General features: G+C 63.6%; 20 protein-coding genes. 6 read left to right on the top strand and 14 right to left on the bottom strand.

Going from position 1 to position 18694, the window contains the following annotated elements; all coding sequences use genetic code 11:
- Positions 1-11: 11 nt before the first annotated feature.
- Both BOS5A_RS14360 and BOS5A_RS14355 read left to right on the top strand, forming a co-directional pair.
- A complete protein-coding gene (locus BOS5A_RS14360) occupies positions 12-1505 on the top strand; it encodes a CoA transferase (protein ID WP_070156420.1) in 1494 nt (497 codons plus the stop codon).
- A 53-nt stretch (positions 1506-1558) separates the two neighbouring features.
- On the top strand, positions 1559-2461 hold the full coding sequence (locus BOS5A_RS14355; RefSeq protein WP_070156419.1) for a hypothetical protein: 903 nt from the start codon (positions 1559-1561) through the stop codon (positions 2459-2461).
- 107 nt (positions 2462-2568) lie between these two features.
- Here BOS5A_RS14355 and BOS5A_RS14350 read toward each other — a convergent pair whose 3' ends face one another.
- Positions 2569-3411 carry a pirin family protein gene (locus tag BOS5A_RS14350; protein ID WP_070156418.1) on the bottom strand — a complete coding sequence of 281 codons (843 nt, stop codon included), beginning with the start codon at positions 3409-3411 and terminating at the stop codon, positions 2569-2571.
- 37 nt (positions 3412-3448) lie between these two features.
- A complete protein-coding gene (locus BOS5A_RS14345; RefSeq protein WP_070156417.1) occupies positions 3449-4033 on the bottom strand; it encodes an NADPH-dependent FMN reductase in 585 nt (194 codons plus the stop codon).
- Between the two features lie 77 nt (positions 4034-4110).
- Between BOS5A_RS14345 and BOS5A_RS14340 the strand changes: the two genes are divergently transcribed.
- From BOS5A_RS14340 to BOS5A_RS14330, 3 genes are all read left to right on the top strand, one after another.
- Positions 4111-4503: a winged helix-turn-helix transcriptional regulator gene (locus BOS5A_RS14340; RefSeq protein ID WP_070156416.1), complete on the top strand. Its 393-nt coding sequence runs from the start codon at positions 4111-4113 to the stop codon at positions 4501-4503.
- 123 nt (positions 4504-4626) lie between these two features.
- Positions 4627-5196 (top strand): TetR/AcrR family transcriptional regulator, encoded by a 570-nt coding sequence (locus BOS5A_RS14335; protein WP_070156415.1) that lies wholly within the window; start codon positions 4627-4629, stop codon positions 5194-5196.
- A gap of 51 nt (positions 5197-5247) precedes the next feature.
- Positions 5248-6081, top strand: a complete 834-nt coding sequence (locus BOS5A_RS14330; RefSeq protein WP_070156414.1) for an SDR family NAD(P)-dependent oxidoreductase — start codon at positions 5248-5250, stop codon at positions 6079-6081.
- A gap of 28 nt (positions 6082-6109) precedes the next feature.
- On the opposite strand, the gene BOS5A_RS14325 is transcribed toward BOS5A_RS14330, so the two are convergent.
- Both BOS5A_RS14325 and BOS5A_RS14320 read right to left on the bottom strand, forming a co-directional pair.
- Positions 6110-7069 carry an alpha/beta hydrolase gene (locus BOS5A_RS14325; RefSeq protein ID WP_070156413.1) on the bottom strand — a complete coding sequence of 320 codons (960 nt, stop codon included), beginning with the start codon at positions 7067-7069 and terminating at the stop codon, positions 6110-6112.
- Positions 7070-7150: 81 nt separating this feature from the next.
- Entirely contained in the window at positions 7151-8002 is an 852-nt protein-coding gene (locus BOS5A_RS14320; RefSeq protein WP_070156412.1) for an SDR family oxidoreductase, read from the bottom strand.
- Positions 8003-8099: 97 nt separating this feature from the next.
- Between BOS5A_RS14320 and BOS5A_RS14315 the strand changes: the two genes are divergently transcribed.
- Entirely contained in the window at positions 8100-8513 is a 414-nt protein-coding gene (locus tag BOS5A_RS14315; RefSeq protein ID WP_070156441.1) for a winged helix-turn-helix transcriptional regulator, read from the top strand.
- 105 nt (positions 8514-8618) lie between these two features.
- On the opposite strand, the gene BOS5A_RS14310 is transcribed toward BOS5A_RS14315, so the two are convergent.
- From BOS5A_RS14310 to benC, 10 genes are all read right to left on the bottom strand, one after another.
- A complete protein-coding gene (locus BOS5A_RS14310) occupies positions 8619-8762 on the bottom strand; it encodes a hypothetical protein (RefSeq protein WP_171905851.1) in 144 nt (47 codons plus the stop codon).
- Positions 8763-8970: 208 nt separating this feature from the next.
- Positions 8971-11238, bottom strand: coding sequence for an NADP-dependent malic enzyme (locus BOS5A_RS14305; protein WP_070156411.1), 2268 nt, complete (start codon positions 11236-11238; stop codon positions 8971-8973).
- A gap of 182 nt (positions 11239-11420) precedes the next feature.
- Positions 11421-13046: a GMC family oxidoreductase gene (locus BOS5A_RS14300; RefSeq protein ID WP_070156410.1), complete on the bottom strand. Its 1626-nt coding sequence runs from the start codon at positions 13044-13046 to the stop codon at positions 11421-11423.
- A 211-nt stretch (positions 13047-13257) separates the two neighbouring features.
- The gene (locus BOS5A_RS14295) at positions 13258-13491 is read right to left on the bottom strand and encodes a hypothetical protein (protein ID WP_070156409.1); all 234 of its coding nucleotides are present in this window, start codon (positions 13489-13491) and stop codon (positions 13258-13260) included.
- 14 nt (positions 13492-13505) lie between these two features.
- On the bottom strand, positions 13506-14291 hold the full coding sequence (pcaD, locus tag BOS5A_RS14290) for a 3-oxoadipate enol-lactonase (RefSeq protein ID WP_070156408.1): 786 nt from the start codon (positions 14289-14291) through the stop codon (positions 13506-13508).
- A complete protein-coding gene (gene pcaF / locus BOS5A_RS14285; RefSeq protein WP_070156407.1) occupies positions 14291-15493 on the bottom strand; it encodes a 3-oxoadipyl-CoA thiolase in 1203 nt (400 codons plus the stop codon). Before pcaF ends, pcaD begins: the two co-directional genes overlap by 1 nt.
- Positions 15493-16152, bottom strand: coding sequence for a 3-oxoacid CoA-transferase subunit B (locus tag BOS5A_RS14280; RefSeq protein WP_070156406.1), 660 nt, complete (start codon positions 16150-16152; stop codon positions 15493-15495). The genes pcaF and BOS5A_RS14280 overlap by 1 nt, the downstream gene beginning before the upstream one ends.
- On the bottom strand, positions 16149-16877 hold the full coding sequence (locus BOS5A_RS14275; protein WP_070156405.1) for a CoA transferase subunit A: 729 nt from the start codon (positions 16875-16877) through the stop codon (positions 16149-16151). The genes BOS5A_RS14280 and BOS5A_RS14275 overlap by 4 nt, the downstream gene beginning before the upstream one ends.
- Positions 16878-16885: 8 nt before the next feature.
- Positions 16886-17662, bottom strand: a complete 777-nt coding sequence (gene benD, locus BOS5A_RS14270) for a benzoate diol dehydrogenase BenD (protein ID WP_070156404.1) — start codon at positions 17660-17662, stop codon at positions 16886-16888.
- On the bottom strand, positions 17659-18678 hold the full coding sequence (benC, locus tag BOS5A_RS14265; protein ID WP_070156403.1) for a benzoate 1,2-dioxygenase electron transfer component BenC: 1020 nt from the start codon (positions 18676-18678) through the stop codon (positions 17659-17661). The genes benD and benC overlap by 4 nt, the downstream gene beginning before the upstream one ends.
- Positions 18679-18694: the final 16 nt, after the last annotated feature.

Raw genomic sequence — 18694 nt, 5'->3', positions numbered from 1 at the left:
TGGATGACGTGATGACCAGCATGATCCAGGACCGCATTGCCGCGGCGCTCTCGGCGCCGCTCACATCCGACGATCGCATCGATCCCGCCAGGGAGCTGCGGGAGGTGTTGGACGGGGTAGGTCTCGACCCCACCGACGCCGGAGGAACGGTCACATTCTCCGGCAAGGACCCGATCATCTCCAGCCCCTGGCCGCTTGCCACCATGGCGGGCGTGTCGCTGATGGCCAAGGCGGTGGCCTTCGCGGGGATCTGGAAGACGCGGACCGGCGAGGGACAGGACCTGTCGGTCGACCTGCGCCAGGTGCTCCACCGGCTATGCCCCTTCTACGACAAGAAGTGGGAGATGCTGAACGGATATGCGCCGGGTACACCGTCCGACCCGGCCAATCCGTTCATGCCGAGCCACATGTACCAGACGCGAGACGGCCGCTGGCTGCAGTTGCTCAACATCTATCCCCGGACCAAATCGGCGGCGCTCGCCTTGCTCGGGTGCAGCGACAGCGTCAGCGCCATCGCGGCCGCGGTTCGCGAGCATGACGGGCTCGCGCTCGAGGAGCGTTTCAACCAGGCCGGTCTGCAGGCGACATTGGTGCGCACCGCCGAGGAATTCACGCAGACCGAGCAGTTCGGCTATCTGAAGGATATGCCACTCGTCGAGATCACGAAGATCGGCGACAGCGATCCGGTTCCGTTCACCGCCGATCCACGAACGCCCCTCGACGGGATCCGGGCGCTCGGACTTGGCCGGGTGATCGCCGGCGCCGGCCTGGGCCGCGCTCTCGCCTATCATGGCGCGGACGTCCTCAACCTGTGGGGACCGGGCGACTTCGAGATGGACCTGACCTATTACACGGCGAACGTCGGAATGCGGTCCGCGACCATGGATCTCAAGCGCGCCGACGAGATGACGCGCTTCAAGGCGCTGCTGGGCGATGCCGACCTCTTCTTTTCCAATCGGCGCCCGGGCTTCCTTGGTCGCTACAACCTGACGGCCGAGCAGCTCGCCGAAATCAAGCCCGGCCTCATCCATGTCGACATGTCGCTCTATGGCTGGCGCGGTCCCTGGGCGGATCGTATCGGCTTCGACCAGAATGCCGGCGGCGTCAGCGGCGTGTTCGCCCGCGAAGGCACGCCCGAGCGGCCGCAGCTGACCGAGATATTCGTCGTCAACGACTACGCCATGTCGTGGATCGCCAGCGTTGCCGTCGCGGCTGCGCTTCAACGCCGCGCGACCGAGGGCGGCAGCTATCGTATCCGGATCTCGCTCGCACGGCTGTCGATCTGGCTCCTGCACATGGGCATCTTCGACAAGGCCTATGCCGCTGCGATCGCGGGCACTGCCGGCGATCATGAATATCTCGCGCCCGAGCTGTTCGAAGCGGACACGCCATGTGGGCATTATCAGGGGGTCACCGACCAGGTTCGGATGTCCCGCACGCCCGGCTTCTACGCGACGCCGCTGGTGCCTCGCGGCTCGGGCAAGGCTGAATGGCTCGCGCGCTGAGATCCTCGCCGCCCGCCAGATGAGGCAGGGTCGGTTGCAATCGGAGATGTGAGATGAACGAATACACGGCTGCGCAGGGCCGTCTGGCCCTGCTGGATGTCTACAAGCGGCAGTTGGTGGTGATTGAGCGTGAGAGCGGCAAGATCCTCCTGACGGTGGAGAATGTCGGCCACCCCGACGGTATCCAGGTCGATGCGGCAAAAGGTTATTTCTACTGGACCGACATGGGCCCCCATCGCGAAGGCGAGGACTTCTTCGAGCCGGACGGCACCATCCGGCGCTGCCGCCTCGACGGCACTGGCGATACCCAGCTGGTCGGCGACGGCGCGATCTACACGCCCAAGCAGCTCCAATTGGATCATGACGCCGGCATGCTCTACTGGTGCGACCGCGAAGGCGGCCGGGTCATGCGCAGCAGGGTCGACGGGAGCGGGCTGGAAACGCTGGTGGAGCGGGGCAGGGGAGGCGCCTATCCCCGCGACAAGCTCGACCAATGTGTCGGCATCGCGCTCGATGCCGCGCACGGCAAGCTCTACTGGACCCAGAAGGGGCCCAAGAAAGCAGGTCTCGGCCGTATCTTCCGCGCCGGCATTGAGCTTGCCCAAGGTGAGCAGCCCTGGAACCGGTCCGACATCGAGCTGCTCGTGGACGCGCTTCCTGAACCCATCGATCTCGAAATCGACGAGGAACGGGGCCTGCTCTACTGGACCGATCGCGGCGCTGAGCCCGATGGCAACTCCTTGAACCGCGCCCGCATCACGGCTACCGGCCTGGAAGGGCACGAGGTTCTGGTTCGCGGCTTTGAGGAAACGATCGGCCTGACGCTCTGCCCTGGTGACAATGTCGCCTATGTGTCGGACCTGTCGGGCCGCGTCTATCGCATCGACCTTGAGACCATGGAACGGACGGTGCTGTACGACCAGGGTCAGGCGGTAACCGGCCTCGTGCTCTTCTGATCACCGTCGGCCCTCGCCAGGCGTCGCTTCCTTGAGGGGGCAGTACAGACGGGAAGCCAAGACTGTGCGCATCGCCAGGGTTTTGGTTTCCGGCGCCCCTGTTCAATTCATGCGAACAGCCCTGCCTGATAGTCGCGCGCGGCCTGTACGAGTTCAGTGGCCGTGGTCATGACGAAAGGGCCACGCGCAGCGACGGATTCGTTGATCGGCGGGGCGTGGCCGTAGATGATCGTTCCGCCATCAGTCGACGTCACGGTGACGCGGTCGCCCATATCGCCGAACATCACGCGGCTATACTGCTCGACCCTTTCGCCGCCGATGATGACGTCCCCCTCGATCACGTAGAGGAAGAGGCTGCGTCCCTCCGGCGCCGGCAACACCACCGTTCCACCAGGCGCTAGGTCAACGACGAGCATTGTCGCGTCTGTCAGCGAACGGATCGGAGCCATGGTGTCCTCGAAGCGACCCGCGACGACGTTGACGGTGGCGCGGCCGCCATCGATCTCAATCGACGGGATGTCTTCAGCCTCGAGCCCGACATAATGCGGCGGGGCGTCTTTGAGCGCCGAGGGAAGGTTGAGCCAGAGTTGGAGGACTTCGAGCGGTCCGCCGTCCTTCCTGAAGGCTGGCGGGGCGGACTCGTTGTGGACAATGCCCGAGCCGGCCGTCATCCATTGCACGCCGCCGCCATGAACAATCCTGGGCGACGAGCGGCTGTCCTCGTGCAGCAGCGCGCCGGTGCGGACGAAGGTTATCGTCTCGAACCCCCGATGTGGATGGGGCGCAAAGGGCAGGCCATGATTGTTCGGCGGATAGACCTGCGGCCCGTGATGGACGATCAGCAGGAAAGGCGTGGGGCCAGACATGGTCACCGGCGGGATGCGGGTGATCAGGTCGTGATTGTCCTCGCGCCGCGCGACGCCTTTGTTGACGATCGTCCGTTCGGTCATGGTCTCTCCCTGTTTCGAAACGCACCCCGTGATCGGGTCAGCCGGCTTTCGCCTGCTTGCCTTCTCGGTAGCCCTTGAGCGCGCCGCCCCAGCCAAGCAGCTCGTCGAGCATCGTATTGAGTGCGGTCGCCTGCACGTCGCGCGGCTTGAACGTGGAGAAATTCTCAAAGTCGTCGAACAGCGATAGCGCGACCTGCGAACGCACATCCGCGATGTGCAATTCTCCGACGATACCGCGCAGATGCTCGACGGCGCGAACGCCGCCCGTGCTGCCATAGCTCACGAAACCCGCAGCCTTGTCGTGCCACTCGTAGAACAGGAAATCGATCGCGTTCTTGAGCGCACCGGAGGTCGAATGGTTATATTCCGGCGTCACGAACACGAGGGCATCGAGCGGTGCGATCGCGCCCGACCAGGCTTTGGAATGCTCCTTGGTGAAGGGTTGCCGCAGCGACGGCGGGAACGGCTCGTCGAGCACCGGCAGGTTGAAACTCTCGATATCGACGAGATGAAAGGCGGCGTCCTTGCGCTGCGAGGCGAGTTCATGGACCCAACGCGCTACCGCTTCGCCATTGCGGCCGGGCCGCGTGCTTCCGATGATGATTCCTACATTCAGCGTCATGAGGCAGCCTCCGGCTTACAAAAAGGAAGTGACGCTATATTGGTAAGTTCCTCGAACGGCTGCAAGGAGGCACATGCATGATAGTCCCGAACAGCGATGTCAGCGATCAGCTCCAGCAGGTGGCCGAGGGCTGCGAGATCACGCGAGACGTCTTGCAGCGGATTGGCGATAAATGGACCGTGCTGGTCATTATGAGCCTTGCCGGCGGGCCTCGTCGCTTCTCGGAAATCGCGCGTCTGGTGCCAGACATTTCGCAGCGCATGCTGACCTTGACGCTTCGTGGGCTGGAACGGGACGGTCTCGTCACGCGGACGGTGACGCCGACCGTTCCGGCGCGCGTCGACTACGCGCTCACGCCGCTCGGGCGCTCGTTGCAGAAACCTGTTGCCGCGCTGGGAAAATGGGCTCGCGCCCATCAGGACATGATCAAAGCTGCCCGTGTCGCCTTCGATGGCCGGCTCCGTGAATGATCCCGGACGCAGGTTTGGCATGCCACAGCTCGCCATGCACGTCGGTTGACAATCGTACTAAATATGTCAAATCTGTAAATCAGAGGGCCGCCCGTTTCTGAAGAGCCCGCCGCAGAGAGACCCATGAACACCGAGCCCGGCGACACGTATGACGCGATCCTCACGGCCGCGCTTGAGGTCTTCCTCCGGTACGGCTTCGCCAAGACATCGATGAAGGATCTCGCGCAGGCGGCCGGCCTGTCACGGCAAGGTCTCTACCTGCATTTTGGCAGCAAGGATTCCATCTTCGAGGCGATGGTCGCAGGGAACCTGCGCGATGCGGGCGGTACGGTGCGGCGGGCGCTCCGGCGGGCTGATTGCAGCATTGAAGACAGGCTGGCCGAGGCATTCGAGGTCGCGCACGGCGCAGGCATTGGCTCTCCATTGCTGGACGAACTCATAGAGGAGAGCCGAAAACGTTGCCCGCTTGCGGTCGGAGCGTTCGAAACGACGCTCCTGTCCGAGGTCACCGAAGCCCTGTCGGTGGCGCAGGTTGCGGATCGATGGAAAGCGGAAAAGCTTTCGGCAGCCGAGCTGGCGCAGCACCTCGTCCACGCCTCGGTCGGCATAAAGCATGAAGTCGCCTCGCCCAATGCATATCGGGCAGGAATTCGTCTGGCCGTGCAGATCATATGCCGCAGCCCGCGTGGCTAGACCCGATCCAGCCATCGCGAAACCGATCGTTCCATAAGAAAGAACCGACCAATGCAGAAGACCATCATCATAACCGGAGCCAGCGATGGAATTGGAGCGGCAGCAGCGCGGAAGCTCAAATCGCTTGGCCACACCGTCATCCTGGTGGGCCGTTCGCGGTCGAAGACCGAGGCGATGGCCCGCGAACTGTCTGTGCCCTTCCATCTGGCCGACTATGCCACGCTTGGTGATGTGCAGCGACTGGCGGACGAACTGCAACATTATGATCGCATCGATGTGCTCGCGAACAATGCGGGCGGTATCATGGGGAACCGCGAACTGACCGAGGACGGGTTCGAGAAAACCTTTCAGGTGAACCATCTCGCGCCGTTCCTTCTGGTCAAGCTGCTGATGCCCGAACTGATCGCAAGTCGTTCCACCGTCATCCAGACCGCAAGCGAAGCCGCGAACATGTGGGGCGGCGGTTTTGACCTCAGCGACCTCAACAACGAGCGCGACTACGCACCGCAGAAGGCTTATGGCCGGGCAAAGCTGGCGAACATATTGTTCACCAGGGAACTCGATCGTCGGCACCGACCGGACGGCATTTCCGCCGTGGCGTTCCATCCCGGCGTCGTCCGCTCCAGCTTTGCAAGCGACACCACGCATTTCATGCGCTTTATCTATCACACGCCGCTGAAGTACCTCATCACGATAAGCCCTGAGAAGGCGGCAACCGGTCTGGTCGACCTTGCCGAGGGAACCCCGGGCAGCGATTGGGAATGTGGCGGGATGTATGCGAACGGGAAGCCGATGAAGGTGGGCTTCAAAGACGATGGATCGATTGCCAGGGGACTGTGGGACCGGAGCGAGGCGATGCTTAAGCCGTGGCTTGGTCAAGGCTAGCAAATCGTAGACGCTTTCAGAGACCTTGCTAAGAAAGGTTTTGCCGCAGGAAGGCTCCCGCGCGTTCGGAAGCCTCGACCGCTGTGTTCAGGACGCCGGCCATTTCGATGAACCCATGCACCATGCCGAGAATTTCGACATAGTCCACCGGCACACCGGCCGATTGGAGCGCGTCCCGGTACAGGCGACCGTCATCGCGGAGCGCGTCGCATTCCCCGCTGAAGATCAGCGCCGGCGGCAAGCGATCGAAGGTGGAGGCGAGGAGAGGGGAGACCCTTGGATCGCGAGGATCGATATCGGAAACGAAAGGATCGGACATGGCGTGCATCGCGTCCAGCGTCAGTGGTGGCACATTGCCGTTTTCGACCCGAGACGAAAATGCCCAGCCGGTCGGGGATAGATCACCGCAAGGGTAGAACAGCACCTGCGCGCGAAACTGAACCTCGTCGCGCAGTTGTTGCGTCGCGACGGCGGCAAGGCTGCCCCCGGCGCTGTCGCCCGCAACGGCAAGCCGCTGGGGATCCAGAGCGAACTCGCCGGCATGCTCCGCGAGCCATCGGATAGCGGCCACGACATCGTCGGGGCCGGCAGGAGCAGGATATTCGGGCGCCAGACGATAGCCGATCGCAACCACGGTCACGCCGCTATTGTGGACGAGCCGCCGACAGACCTTGTCGTGACTGTCCAGGTCGCCGAGCGACCAGCCGCCGCCGTGGATGTACACGGTTGCGGCTCCCGGCGAACTGGGGGTCTGCGGAACATAGAGGCGCAGCGGGATCGCTCCCGCGGGCCCCATGGCCTTGATGTCGCGTACCTCGCCGACGGGCAGCACCTCGCCGCCCAATGTCGCGCCGATCTGCTTGTATGCTTCGCGCATCTCAGCGATCGGCAGAGTATCGAGCGGCGGCGCACCCGATTCGTTCATCGCCTCCAGGACCGCGCGGACGTCGGGCGCCAGCCGCGCCGGATCGAAGGGTTTTGCCTGCATCTCGTCAATCTCCGTTGAAGCGCAACGGCGCGCCGGCGTCGTTGCTGTCAGTTTCAGATAAATGATGCCCAAGCATGTCGCTCAGAGGGATTTGAGCGCGCGTTCAACGCTCGTTGCCAGCGGCGTCGTCGGACGCCCGATGAGCTGCGACAAGGTGCGCTCCGATCCATAAAGCGCGCCCTGCGAGGCGCTGACATCATAGGAAGCGATGGCTGCGGCCAACTCCTTGGGCAAACCGGCACCTTCGAGCGCTGCGGCGTAATCGGCTGCGGGAAGATTATGATAGGGAATGTTCTTGCCGGTCTGTCGCGATATTTCGGCCGCAAGGTCGGTCAGGGTCCAGGCTTCGTCGCCGGCCAGTTCATAGGTCATGTTCTCATGACCCGGAGTGGTCAATACGGCGACGGCGGCTTCGGCAAGGTCCTCCCGGGTCGCGGAGGATATCCTGCCATCACCCGCGCTGCCGATCAGCGCGCCGTTGGTCAGCGCAGGGCCGACGGAGCCGGTATAGTTCTCGGTATACCAACCGTTGCGCAGGAGCGTGTAGGCAAGACCCGACGATTTCAGTTCGGCTTCGGTTGCCCGGTGCTCGTCCGCCAGGCTCAAGCTGGACACGTCCGCGTGAAGCACGCTCGTATAAACGATGCGCTCGACCCCCGCTTTCTTCGCGGCCGCGATTACATTGGCGTGCTGGACGGCTCGCTTGCCGATCTCGCTGGAGGAGATCAGCAACAGGGTGTTGACGCCGCGGAGAGGCGCATCGAGCGTAGCAGGAGCGGAATAGTCGATCGGCTGGGCAGCAACCCCAAGAACCTCAGTCTGCTCCGGTCGGCGGACCAGGGCGAGAAGATCGCCGGCAGACACCTTCTGCTTGAGCTTGTCGATGACAATATGGCCCAGCTGGCCGGCTGCAGCCGTTACTGCGATCGTCATGGCAAATATCTCCGCGTTGAATCAGGGTAGGAGGGCTTGCCTCGATATAGCGTCCGCCATTATTCTTGGTAAGTACATACAAAAAGGTAAGTTTAGGATGGCGCTCGAAAAGTCCGCCCGCACGTCCGAACCATCGGAGCGGAAAACCCTTCCCGACAGGCTCCTACGCGGCGATGTTCTGACGCCCGCATGCCCCTCCCGCGAGATCCTCAACCATCTCACCAGCCGGTGGGGCATATTGGCGCTCATCGCGTTGCTCCCTGGAACCATGCGGTTCAGCCAACTGCGTCGTCGGATCGGCGGGGTCAGCGAGCGGATGCTGGCGCAGACGCTTCAGCTGCTCGAAAAGGACGGTATGGTGGAGCGGCGCGCCTTCAACGTCGTCCCGCCGCATGTGGAATACACGCTTACGCCGATGGGCATGCAGGCGGCCGTTAAGGTACGAGACCTCGCCGACTGGGTGGAATCCAACCTGGAGACGCTCCTCCAGGCGAGAAGCGAAGACGGCTGAAGCCACACGGGGCATGGATGTCAGGAGCATCACCGCAAGAGCCGATCCTGTCAAAGCCGCTCGCCGGCGCGCATCGGTACCAGCATGGCGGCCGCCCAAGGGTTATTACTCGAGACGCAGGATGGGCTTGACGGTCTTGGCGCTCTCGCAGTCCGCGACCGCCTGGTCGATATCGGCGAAGTCATAGAACTGACCCTGTTCCTGCAATACACCCGGCCAGAACGAGAGACGGCCTTTCGAGCCAATCACCCATCGCTTTGAGAACTGCCTGGACGTCTGGAACTGAGCACGCTGGATCGAATGGTTTCTCCTGCATATCGTAAAACTCCGTTCAAGGGCTGGATAGGCATAGAGGTCGGCTCGGGTACACCAGTGGAAACACAATCTCGCCATCGTCGTCAGCGGTAAATCACGGCCTCTGCCTGTGCGGGTCGTGTCTTTGCCGGTCGTAGCGCTGCTAAGTGTTCTGCATCTCATCGGTCGCGACGATCGCCGTGAGATTGAGGATGCCACGCGCCGTCACGCTGGGGGTAAGAACATGAATCGGCCTGGAGAGGCCCATCAGCATCGGACCGACGACAGGCGAATTCGATGAAGCGGAGAGCGCCGTCAACGTAATGTTGGCGGCATCGAGATTGGGCATTACCAGCAAGTTCGCCGGTCCTTTCAGCGGGCTGTCGGTAACCAGCCTTTCGCGCAGACGATGCGAGAGCGCGGCATCAGCGTGCATTTCACCATCGACGATGAGTTCCGGTACCTTCTTCTGGACGAGCGTCAGAGCTGCACGCATTTTGCGCGCGCTCGGACTGTGCGAGGCTCCGAAGTTGGAATGCGAGAGCAGGGCGATCCGTGGAACAAGTCCGAACCGACGAACGCGCTGCGCCGCGAGTAGCGTCATTTCGGTGATCTGCTCGGGCGTCGGGTCAGGCACCATATGGGTGTCGGTGATGAACAGGGCTCCGGCATCGAGAATGAGCCCGGACAAGGCGTAGGCCCGCTGCACGCCCGGGACGAGGTCGATGATGCGCAGGACATGCTCGACCTGGCCCCAGAACTCGGCATTGCCGCCCACGAGAGCGGCATCCACGCGCCCGGTTCGCAGCAACATGGCTGCGGTCACCGTAGGACGCCGGTAGACGTGGCGCAGGATTTCCGATGATGCAACACCGCGCCGCGCGGCGATTATGCGGTATGCTTCGGCGAGGGGTTCGATGATTTCGTGATCGGTTTCGGGATCGATCACGGTGACGTCACGATCCAATTCGAAGCGCAGGCCCAACTCGGGCAGCTTCTGCGACAGGATGCGCCGCCGCCCGATGAGTGTTGGCTGCACGATGCCGTCATCCAGGGCATCTTGAACTGCGCGCAAGATGCGTTCGTCCTCGCCCTCGCCATAGACCACGCGCCGGCGACGCCCGCGCACCGCCTCGAACACCGGCAACAGCAATTGCGCCGAGCGCAGGTTTTGTTGAGCCAATGCGCGGCGATACTTCTCAAGATCGACGGTGCGCCGGGCCACCCCGCTGTCCATCGCGGCCCTGGCGACCGCCGGGGCGATCTCTGAAATGAGTCTGGGATCGAAGGGGGTGGGAATGATGTAGTCAGGGCCGAACGCGAGCTTGCGCCCGCTATAGGCCTGGGCGACGCTTTCATGCGCGGGCAGGCGCGCCAGCGAGGCAATGGCCTCGGCGGCGGCCATCTTCATCTGTTCGTTGATGGTCGTTGCCCCCACGTCCAGCGCGCCGCGAAAGATGTAGGGGAAGCCCAGGACATTGTTGACCTGGTTCGGATAATCCGATCGGCCCGTTGCGATGATCGCGTCAGGGCGTGCCGCACGCGCCGTCTCGGGCAGGATTTCCGGTTCGGGATTGGCCAGCGCAAATATCAGGGGCCGATCCGCCAGCAGCGACAGCCATTCGGGTTTCAGGACATGCGGCGCGGACAGGCCGAGAAAGATGTTCGCGCCAGGCAGCACTTCGGGCAGGGTCCTGGCATCGGTGGCTCGCGCATAGCGCGCCATATTGGGCAGCATGCCCTCGCGACCCGCATGGATCACGCCGTCTCTATCGGTCAGAGTGACATTCTCCCGAGGCAGGCCCATCGCAACCAGCAGGTCAACGCAGGCCAGCGCCGCAGCGCCTGCACCCGAGGTTACCAGCTTCGCGTCGCTCAGCGGCTTGCCCTGGAGCACCAGCGCGTTTTGCACCGCCGCCGCGACCACGATGGCGGTGCCATGCTGGTCATCGTGAAAGACGGGAATGTTCATCCGTTCCTTAAGGCGGGCTTCGATCGAGAAGCATTCAGGCGCCTTGATATCCTCCAGATTGATGGCGCCGAACGTCGGCTCCAGGAGCGCGACGGCATCGACGAAGGCGTCGGGATCTGTGGTATCGACTTCGATGTCGAACACGTCGATATCCGCGAATTTCTTGAACAGGACGGCCTTGCCTTCCATCACCGGCTTGGATGCAAGAGCGCCGATCGCGCCAAGCCCCAGCACGGCCGTCCCGTTGGAAATCACCGCAACCAGATTGCCGCGCGCGGTGTAATCGAGCGCCTTGCCAGGGTCGGCGGCGATTTCCTCGCAAGGCGCGGCGACGCCTGGCGAATAGGCCAGCGCCAGATCGCGCTGGTTGACCATCCGCTTGGTGGGCTCGATCGCCAGCTTGCCGGGCTTGGGATGCCGGTGGTAGTCGAGTGCGCTGCGATAGAAATTGTCGTCCATCTATGACCCATTATCCCTTGGGCTGACAGGCTGCCCACAAGGTCCTGCTGCCGCCAGCCATCGCACCAACTCGAAGTCCATGATCGCGCGCGATGGTTGCGTGACGAGTGCCATCAAGGCTCCCCAGGCCATTCAACGATCGGCGCGATCTCTCCCACGTGTTTGATTGCCAACTGGCAGCCCTACGCCGCCCGACCGGTTGTTCCGATATTGCGAAAATAGGTCTGAACCAACATTTTGGCGGCGTGCAGGGCCAGTGCTTGCGTTGGCGCATTCGTGTTGCCGCTCGTGATTGTCGGCATAATAGACGCGTCGATCACATGCAGTTGTTCTGTTCCTCTGACCTTGAGCCGGGCGTCGACCACAGCGCCTTCGTCGAGGCCCATTCGGCAGGTGCCCACCGGGTGCCACATGGTGGTGGCCACGCTTTTCACGAACTCACCGATCTGCTCGTCGCTCTGCTTATCTTTTCCGGGGAGAACCTCTTCGTCCACGACTTCGGCAAGCGATTCCTGTTCCATCACCTTGCGCACAGCTTTCACTGCGTCGATGCCGACCTTCAGATCATATTCGTGACCGATGAAATTCGGGTTGATGAGCGGCATCGACGTCGGATCGCTGTCCGCCAAGCGCACCCAGCCCCGGCTTTTGGGCTGCAACACGACGGTGGCAAAGGTCACCCCGGAGCGCGAGCCGGTGGGGTTCAGTCCGTCCGCAGCGATGATCGGCTCGTGGTAGCATTGTACCGTGGGCTCCTCGCTGTCCAGGTCCAGCGGGTTCCAGTAGGACACCGTTTCGATCCCGTTGCCCGACGCCGGGCCGTCACGGGTCAGCAGATAACGCATCCCTGCGACCAGGGAGCCGATGCCATGGGCCGAATGCTGATAGCCCATCTTCCCCTTCACATAGGCAGTGATGGGAATGATCGGGTGATCGTGCAGGTTTTCCCCAACGCCCGGCAGATCCACCTTCACCTCGATCCCGAATTTCTGGAGTTGCTCCCTTTGCCCGATGCCCGAGTGCATCAGAATCTTCGGCGATTGCACCGCACCCGCAGACATGATCACGAGGTCAGCGCGGATGTCCTGTTCGTTTTTTCCGTTGAGAGCCCTGACACCGACTGCGCGTGTCCCGTCCAACAGCACTTTCGTAACCGTATAGCCGGTAAGCAGCTTCACTCGCCCACTGTCTACATGCCTGTGAAGATACGCGACCGCAGCGCTGCAACGCTTGCCGTTGAGCGTGTTGGTCTGAACGGGCGAAACACCGTTCTGGAAGTCTCCGTTATAGTCCGCGTTGTAGGGAAGGCCATATTCCTGGAATGCTTTCATGCATCGCTGATTCAGCTCGTTGATGCCCTTGGGCAGTTCAACGGACAGATCTCCGTGAATGCCATGATGGGCATTGTGGAAGGTGTCGTTCTTTTCCTGCTCGATATAGGCCTGGATCATCGTGTCCCACGACCAGTCTCCTGTATCGCCGACGGCAGCCTGCCAGGCGTCAAAATCCTGCTTCTGACCACGAACGTAGCACATGGCATTGATCGAGGAGCCGCCCCCGACGACCTTGCCCATGCGAAAGCGCCGGGGCGTCCCATGGACCGGCACCGTATCATAGGCCCAGACATGCCGGTCATGCGCGAGGATGTTCGAATATCCCGCAGGGATATGGATCATCGGATCACGATCCTTATCGCCTGCCTCGATGACCGCAATGCTGGCTCGGGTGTGACGGGCGAGATAATCGGCCACAACGCACCCGGCAGCGCCACTGCCTACGATGACCACATCGAACTCTTTGGTAGACATTGACAGGCTCCTGATTGCTTTTTGTTGTCTGCTCTGAATGGTTGGCGGCTCGATCAGGCCACCTGATTGGGACGCTGCCTCGGCCAAACCTCGCTACTGAGGACCTTTTGACTAGCGGCTGGCTCGGCCCTCAGCCGGATCGTTATGGAGTTGGAAGAGGTGTTCCGGACCTGGGCTCAGAATGGAGAGGCTGGAGGGGCATTCTTGATCGTCACCCACTGCCAATGTGTGAATTCTTCCCGATTTGCAGGACCGCCGATCGCTGTGCCATTACCTGAAGCGCCGACGCAGCCGTCACGCCGATGAGCGCCGCGTCCGCCTGTCCCGCGCGACCAAGCGCGTTGCCGGTCGCGGGCTCGATCACTTGATAGGACGCGGCGGCCTTCTGCCAGGCGCCGTCGAACAGCCTTCCGTCGAGGTGGGCGTCCTCCAGGAGAATCGACATTTTCATGCCCTTTTTTACGCAGCGAAATGGTCGAGGACGGCGGCGGTGAAAGCCTCCGCTTGCTCGACATTGGAAAGATGGGCGGCCGGCAGCATCTCAAGGCGTGCGCCCGGAATGGCGCGCGCCAGCAGCTCCGAATGGGGCGGGGGCGTCGCCGGATCCTCGGAGCCGCCAATTACGAGCGTCGGCGTGGCGATCAGGCCGAGTATCGGACGCATGTCCATGTCGCGAATGGCGGCACAGCAGCCCGCATAGCCCCCGGGATCGGTGGCGGTGAGCATGGCGCGCACCGGCGCGATCTGCTCCTTGGGCGTCGCGAGGAAGGCGGGCGTGAACCAGCGGTCCAGCACCGCGTCGACGAGCGCTGCCAGGCCGCCCTGGTGCACGGCCGCGATCCGGCTGTCCCACGACGAAGGCGGCCCCATGAAGGGCGAGGTGTTGGCCAGCACGAGGCGCTCGAGCCGTTCGGGCGCGCGAATTCCGAGCCACTGGCCGACCATGCCGCCCTTCGACAGCCCGCAGAAGAGGACTTTCGAAACGGAAAGCGCATCGAGCATTTCGATCACGTCACGGCCGAGCCGGTCCATCGAATAGGCGCCGGCCGGCGCATCGGACTGGCCGTGGCCGCGGCTGTCGTAGCGCAGGACACGGAAGGACCGTGCGAGCGCCGGTATCTGCGGCGCCCACATCTCCATGGCGGTGCCGAGCGAGTTGGACAGAAGCAGGACCGGTGCGGCCTCCGGGCCCTCGAGCCGGTAGGCGATGCGGCACCCATCGCCGGCAGTGATGAAATCGCTCATCACACCCGCTCCAGCAGCAGGGCGATGCCCTGGCCCACGCCGATGCACATGAAGGCCATAGCATAGCGGCCGCCGGTGCGGTGCAACTCCTCGGCGGCGGTGAGCGCGATGCGCGCCCCTGACATGCCGAGCGGATGGCCCAGCGCAATGGCGCCGCCGTTGCGGTTGACGCGCTCGTCGTCGGGCTGAAGGCCGAGATCGCGCAGCACGGCGATGGCCTGGCTGGCGAAGGCTTCGTTCAGCTCGATCACGTCGAGCTGGTCCATGGTGAGCCCGCCCAGCGCGAGCAGCTTGCGCGCGGCGGGCACCGGGCCGACGCCCATCACGCGCGGCGCCACGCCCGCCGCTGCCATCGCCACGATGCGCGCGCGGGGCGTGAGGCCGTTCGCCTTCGCCGCCGCCTCCGACGCGATCAGCAGCGCGGCGGCGCCGTCGTTGACGCCCGAGGCGTTGCCCGCCGTCACCGTGCCGTCGGGGCGGACGACGGGTTTGAGCTTCGCCAATGCCTCAAGCGTCGTCGTGCGGGGATGCTCGTCGTGAGCGAAGACGATGGCGTCGCCCTTCTTCTGCGGGATGGTGACGGGCACGATCTCGGCGGCGAGCCGGCCATTGGCCTGCGCGGCGGCGGCCTTCTCCTGGCTGCGGACCGCGAAAGCATCCTGATCCTCTCGACTGACGCCCCATTCCTGCGCGACATTCTCGCCCGTCTCGGGCATCGAATCGACGCCATAGGCGGCCTTCATCGCCGGGTTGACGAAGCGCCAGCCGATCGTGGTGTCCTCGATCTTCTGGCCGCGCGAGAAGGCGGTGTCGGCCTTGCCCATCACATAGGGCGCCCGGCTCATGCTCTCGACGCCGCCCGCGATCATCAATTGCGCGTCGCCCGAGCGGATCGCGCGCGCAGCCAGCCCTACCGCGTCCAGCCCCGAGCCGCAGAGCCGGTTGACGGTAGAACCGGAGATCTCCTTGGGCAGTCCGGCGAGCAGGGTCGCCATGCGCGCGACATTGCGATTGTCCTCACCCGCCTGGTTGGCGCAGCCGAGGATCACATCGTCCACCGCCTGCCAGTCGACATGCGCGTTGCGCTCGGCCAGCGCCTTGATCGGGATCGCGGCGAGATCGTCGGCGCGGACGGCGGCCAGCGTGCCGCCGAAGCGGCCGATCGGCGTGCGGATCGCATCGCAGAGGAAGGCCTCGGCCATCACGCGGCTTGCCTGTCTAAGGCGCTGGTGTCGAGCGAAGCGCCGGTCTTTGCCTTCACCTCGTCCAGCGTGACGCCGGGCGCCAGCTCGACGAGACGGAGCCCACCGGCTTTCCTGTCGCAGGCGATGACGGCGAGGTCCGTGATAATCAGGTCGACCACGGCCTTGCCGGTGAGCGGCAGGGTGCATGCGGTCAGGATTTTGGGCTCGCCCGCCTTGTTGGCATGGTCCATCACCACTACGACGCGCTTGACGCCGGCGACCAGGTCCATGGCGCCGCCCATGCCCTTCACCATCTTGCCGGGGATGGTCCAATTGGCGAGGTCGCCGTTCGCCGCCACTTCCATGGCGCCGAGCACGGCCATGTCGATATGGCCGCCGCGGATCATCGCGAAGCTGTCGGCCGACGAGAAGAAGCTGGAGGTCGGCAGGGCAGTGATGGTCTGCTTGCCGGCGTTGATGAGATCCGGATCGGCCTCGCCCTCATAGGGGAAAGGGCCGATGCCGAGCATGCCGTTCTCGCTCTGGAGCGTCACGTTCACGCCCGCCGGGACATGGTTCGCGACCAGCGTGGGGATGCCGATGCCGAGGTTCACATAATAGCCATCGCGCAACTCCTGTGCGGCGCGCGCGGCCATCTCGTCGCGGGTCCAGCTCATGCGACGGTCTCCCCCTTTGTCGCCTCACGGGGGCGCGTGGTCAGTTTCTCGATGCGCTTCTCGTTGATCGTGCTCTTGACGATGCGATCGACATAGATGCCGGGGGTATGGATGCAGTCCGGGTCGAACGTGCCCGCCTCGACGATCTCCTCGACCTCGACCACCGTGATCTTGCCGGCGGTCGCCATGTTCGGGTTGAAATTGCGCGCGGTCTTGCGAAACATGAGGTTGCCCGCCTGATCGGCGCGCCACGCCTTGATGATGGCGAGATCTGCGCGCAGCCAGGTCTCGCGCACATATTCCTCGCCCTCGAAGATATCGACCGGCTTGCCCTCGGCGACGACCGTGCCGACGCCGGTCTTGGTGTAGAAGGCGGGTATGCCCGCGCCGCCGGCGCGGATGCGCTCGGCCAGCGTCCCCTGCGGGTTCAGCTCCAGATCGAGCTCGCCAGAGAGATATTGCTGCTCGAACAGCTTGTTCTCGCCGACATAGGAGGAGATCATTTTCTTCACCTGTCGGCTTTCCAGCAGCATCCACAGGCCGAACCCGTCGGCGCCGGCGTTGTTGGAGATGACCGTAAGATCCTTCACGCCCGCCTTGCGGATCTCGGGGATCAGGCTTTCCGGATTGCCCGAAAGGCCGAAGCCGCCCGACATGATCGTCATGCCGTCGAACAGCACGTCCGCGAGCGCGGACGCCGGGTCTGCATATATCTTGTTTGCCATGATGTGCCCTATCCGAGATCGCCACCGGCGACGGGAAGGACCGATCCGGTGATATAGGATGCTTCGTCCGAAGCGAGGAACAGGATCGGTCCGACCTGTTCGTCGATCGTGCCGTAGCGCTTGAAGAAGGTAGAATCGGTGACCTGGCGAACCGCCTCGGCCATCCACCGCTGCTCGTCGGCGCTATCGCCATCCGGGTTGCGGGCAACCCGGCGGGGCGGGGCCTGCGTGCCGCCCGGCGCCGCTGCGACGACGCGAATATTGTGCGCGGCATATTCCATGGCCAGGCTTTGCGTGAGCGCGTTCACGCCGCCCTTGGCTGCGGAATAGGGCACACGGTGAATGCCGCGTGTCGCATTGGAGGATATATTGACGATCGTGCCGCCGCCTCGCGCCAGGAGGTGCGGCAGGACGGCATGGCAGCACCACAGTGTCGGCATCAGCGAACGGCGGATCTCGGCCTCGATCTGGTCAGGCTCGAATTCGGCGAAGGGCCGCATCCGGATCGCGCCGCCCACCCCGTTGATGAGGATATCGATCCCGCCAAACCGATCGACGGCGGCGGCGAGGGCGGATGCTGCGCCGTCATAAGTTTCCAGATCGCATACATGGCCTGCCGTTTCTCCGGTTGCGCCATCGGCGACCTCGGTCACGAAGCTCGCCCGGTCGACGAACAGCACCTGGCCCCCTTCAGCCGCGGCGCGCTCCGCCACCACGCGCCCGATACCCTGGGCAGCACCGGTGACGACCAGCACCTTGCCCGAAAAACGATCCGGGAAGATCATGCCGTCACCAGTTCGGTCGGGGCGAACTTCTCATAATAGAAGCCTGCCGGCGTCACGCCGCGGTCACGCAGGAGTTGCCGCACGCTCTCGACCATGGCCGGCGGCCCGCAGAGATAGACATCGCAGTCGCCCGCGTGGAGCGCTTCGTCCTCGATATGGTCGGTCACGTGCCCCTTGCGCGGGTGTTCGACATCTTGGCTGACGCATGTCACGTAGGTAAAGGTTGCGAGCCTGTCCTTCAGCGCGTCGAGGCGTTCGATCTCGACGAGGTCGGCAACCTTCGACACGCCATAGACCAGATGGACGGGCTGGTCGGTACCCTCGTCCGCAAGGACCTCGAGCATGGACAGCAAGGGCGCAAGGCCCGTGCCGCCCGCCAGCATCAGCAGGGGCCGCGTCCCCGCACGCAGGAAAAAGCTGCCGTTGGGACCAACGAAGCTGATCCGCGCGTCCGGCTGGGCCTCGGTCGCAAGCCAGCCGCTCATCAGCCCACCAGGAATGTTGCGGATCAGGAAGCTGGCTTCGGCTGCACCGGGTTTCGAGCTGAAGGAATAGGAACGGTGCTGATCCGTGCCCGGCACGGTGATATTCACATATTGGCCGGGCAAAAAGTCGAGCGCTTCCGGCTTGTCGAGCCGGAGCTTGAGGACGATCGTGCTGTCGGAGACCAGTTCGACCGCGCTCACCTGCGCGCCGTGCTCGGTGGGAACGAGCTTGCAGGCGGTGGAAGGCACCGGCACGTCGATCACGCAATCGGAGGATGGCACCATCTGGCAGGTGAGGACGAGGCCCTCTTCAGCCTCCTCGGCGGTCAGCGCGTCCTCGACATAGTCGTCGCCGAGGTCATAGTCGCCCTGTTCACAGCGACACTTGCAGGTGCCGCACACGCCGTCGGAGCAATCCATGGGCAGATTGACCTTCTGGCGATAGGCGGCGTCCAATACCTTCTCGCCCGCGTTGCAGTCGATGAAACGGGTGACGCCGTCCTCGAAGTTAAAAGCAATACGATAACTCATTCTGTCCTCTCCGGCA

It is taken from the genome of Sphingomonas sp. EC-HK361 (assembly GCF_902498785.1).
Lineage (GTDB): Bacteria > Pseudomonadota > Alphaproteobacteria > Sphingomonadales > Sphingomonadaceae > Sphingomonas.
The sequence above is the reverse complement of the archived record's forward strand: the minus strand, read 5'-3'. Positions and strand labels throughout refer to the sequence as shown.

Excerpts from the sequence above, each read along its gene's own strand:
- BOS5A_RS14360 (WP_070156420.1), top strand. The coding sequence starts at position 12 with ATGACCAGCATGATCCAGGACCGCATTGCCGCGGCGCTCTCGGCGCCG.
- BOS5A_RS14355 (WP_070156419.1), top strand. The coding sequence starts at position 1,559 with ATGAACGAATACACGGCTGCGCAGGGCCGTCTGGCCCTGCTGGATGTC.
- BOS5A_RS14350 (WP_070156418.1), bottom strand. The coding sequence starts at position 3,411 with ATGACCGAACGGACGATCGTCAACAAAGGCGTCGCGCGGCGCGAGGAC.
- BOS5A_RS14345 (WP_070156417.1), bottom strand. The coding sequence starts at position 4,033 with ATGACGCTGAATGTAGGAATCATCATCGGAAGCACGCGGCCCGGCCGC.
- BOS5A_RS14340 (WP_070156416.1), top strand. The coding sequence starts at position 4,111 with ATGATAGTCCCGAACAGCGATGTCAGCGATCAGCTCCAGCAGGTGGCC.
- BOS5A_RS14335 (WP_070156415.1), top strand. The coding sequence starts at position 4,627 with ATGAACACCGAGCCCGGCGACACGTATGACGCGATCCTCACGGCCGCG.
- BOS5A_RS14330 (WP_070156414.1), top strand. The coding sequence starts at position 5,248 with ATGCAGAAGACCATCATCATAACCGGAGCCAGCGATGGAATTGGAGCG.
- BOS5A_RS14325 (WP_070156413.1), bottom strand. The coding sequence starts at position 7,069 with ATGCAGGCAAAACCCTTCGATCCGGCGCGGCTGGCGCCCGACGTCCGC.
- BOS5A_RS14320 (WP_070156412.1), bottom strand. The coding sequence starts at position 8,002 with ATGACGATCGCAGTAACGGCTGCAGCCGGCCAGCTGGGCCATATTGTC.
- BOS5A_RS14315 (WP_070156441.1), top strand. The coding sequence starts at position 8,100 with ATGGCGCTCGAAAAGTCCGCCCGCACGTCCGAACCATCGGAGCGGAAA.
- BOS5A_RS14305 (WP_070156411.1), bottom strand. The coding sequence starts at position 11,238 with ATGGACGACAATTTCTATCGCAGCGCACTCGACTACCACCGGCATCCC.
- BOS5A_RS14300 (WP_070156410.1), bottom strand. The coding sequence starts at position 13,046 with ATGTCTACCAAAGAGTTCGATGTGGTCATCGTAGGCAGTGGCGCTGCC.
- BOS5A_RS14295 (WP_070156409.1), bottom strand. The coding sequence starts at position 13,491 with ATGTCGATTCTCCTGGAGGACGCCCACCTCGACGGAAGGCTGTTCGAC.
- pcaD (WP_070156408.1), bottom strand. The coding sequence starts at position 14,291 with ATGAGCGATTTCATCACTGCCGGCGATGGGTGCCGCATCGCCTACCGG.
- pcaF (WP_070156407.1), bottom strand. The coding sequence starts at position 15,493 with ATGGCCGAGGCCTTCCTCTGCGATGCGATCCGCACGCCGATCGGCCGC.
- BOS5A_RS14280 (WP_070156406.1), bottom strand. The coding sequence starts at position 16,152 with ATGAGCTGGACCCGCGACGAGATGGCCGCGCGCGCCGCACAGGAGTTG.
- BOS5A_RS14275 (WP_070156405.1), bottom strand. The coding sequence starts at position 16,877 with ATGGCAAACAAGATATATGCAGACCCGGCGTCCGCGCTCGCGGACGTG.
- benD (WP_070156404.1), bottom strand. The coding sequence starts at position 17,662 with ATGATCTTCCCGGATCGTTTTTCGGGCAAGGTGCTGGTCGTCACCGGT.
- benC (WP_070156403.1), bottom strand. The coding sequence starts at position 18,678 with ATGAGTTATCGTATTGCTTTTAACTTCGAGGACGGCGTCACCCGTTTC.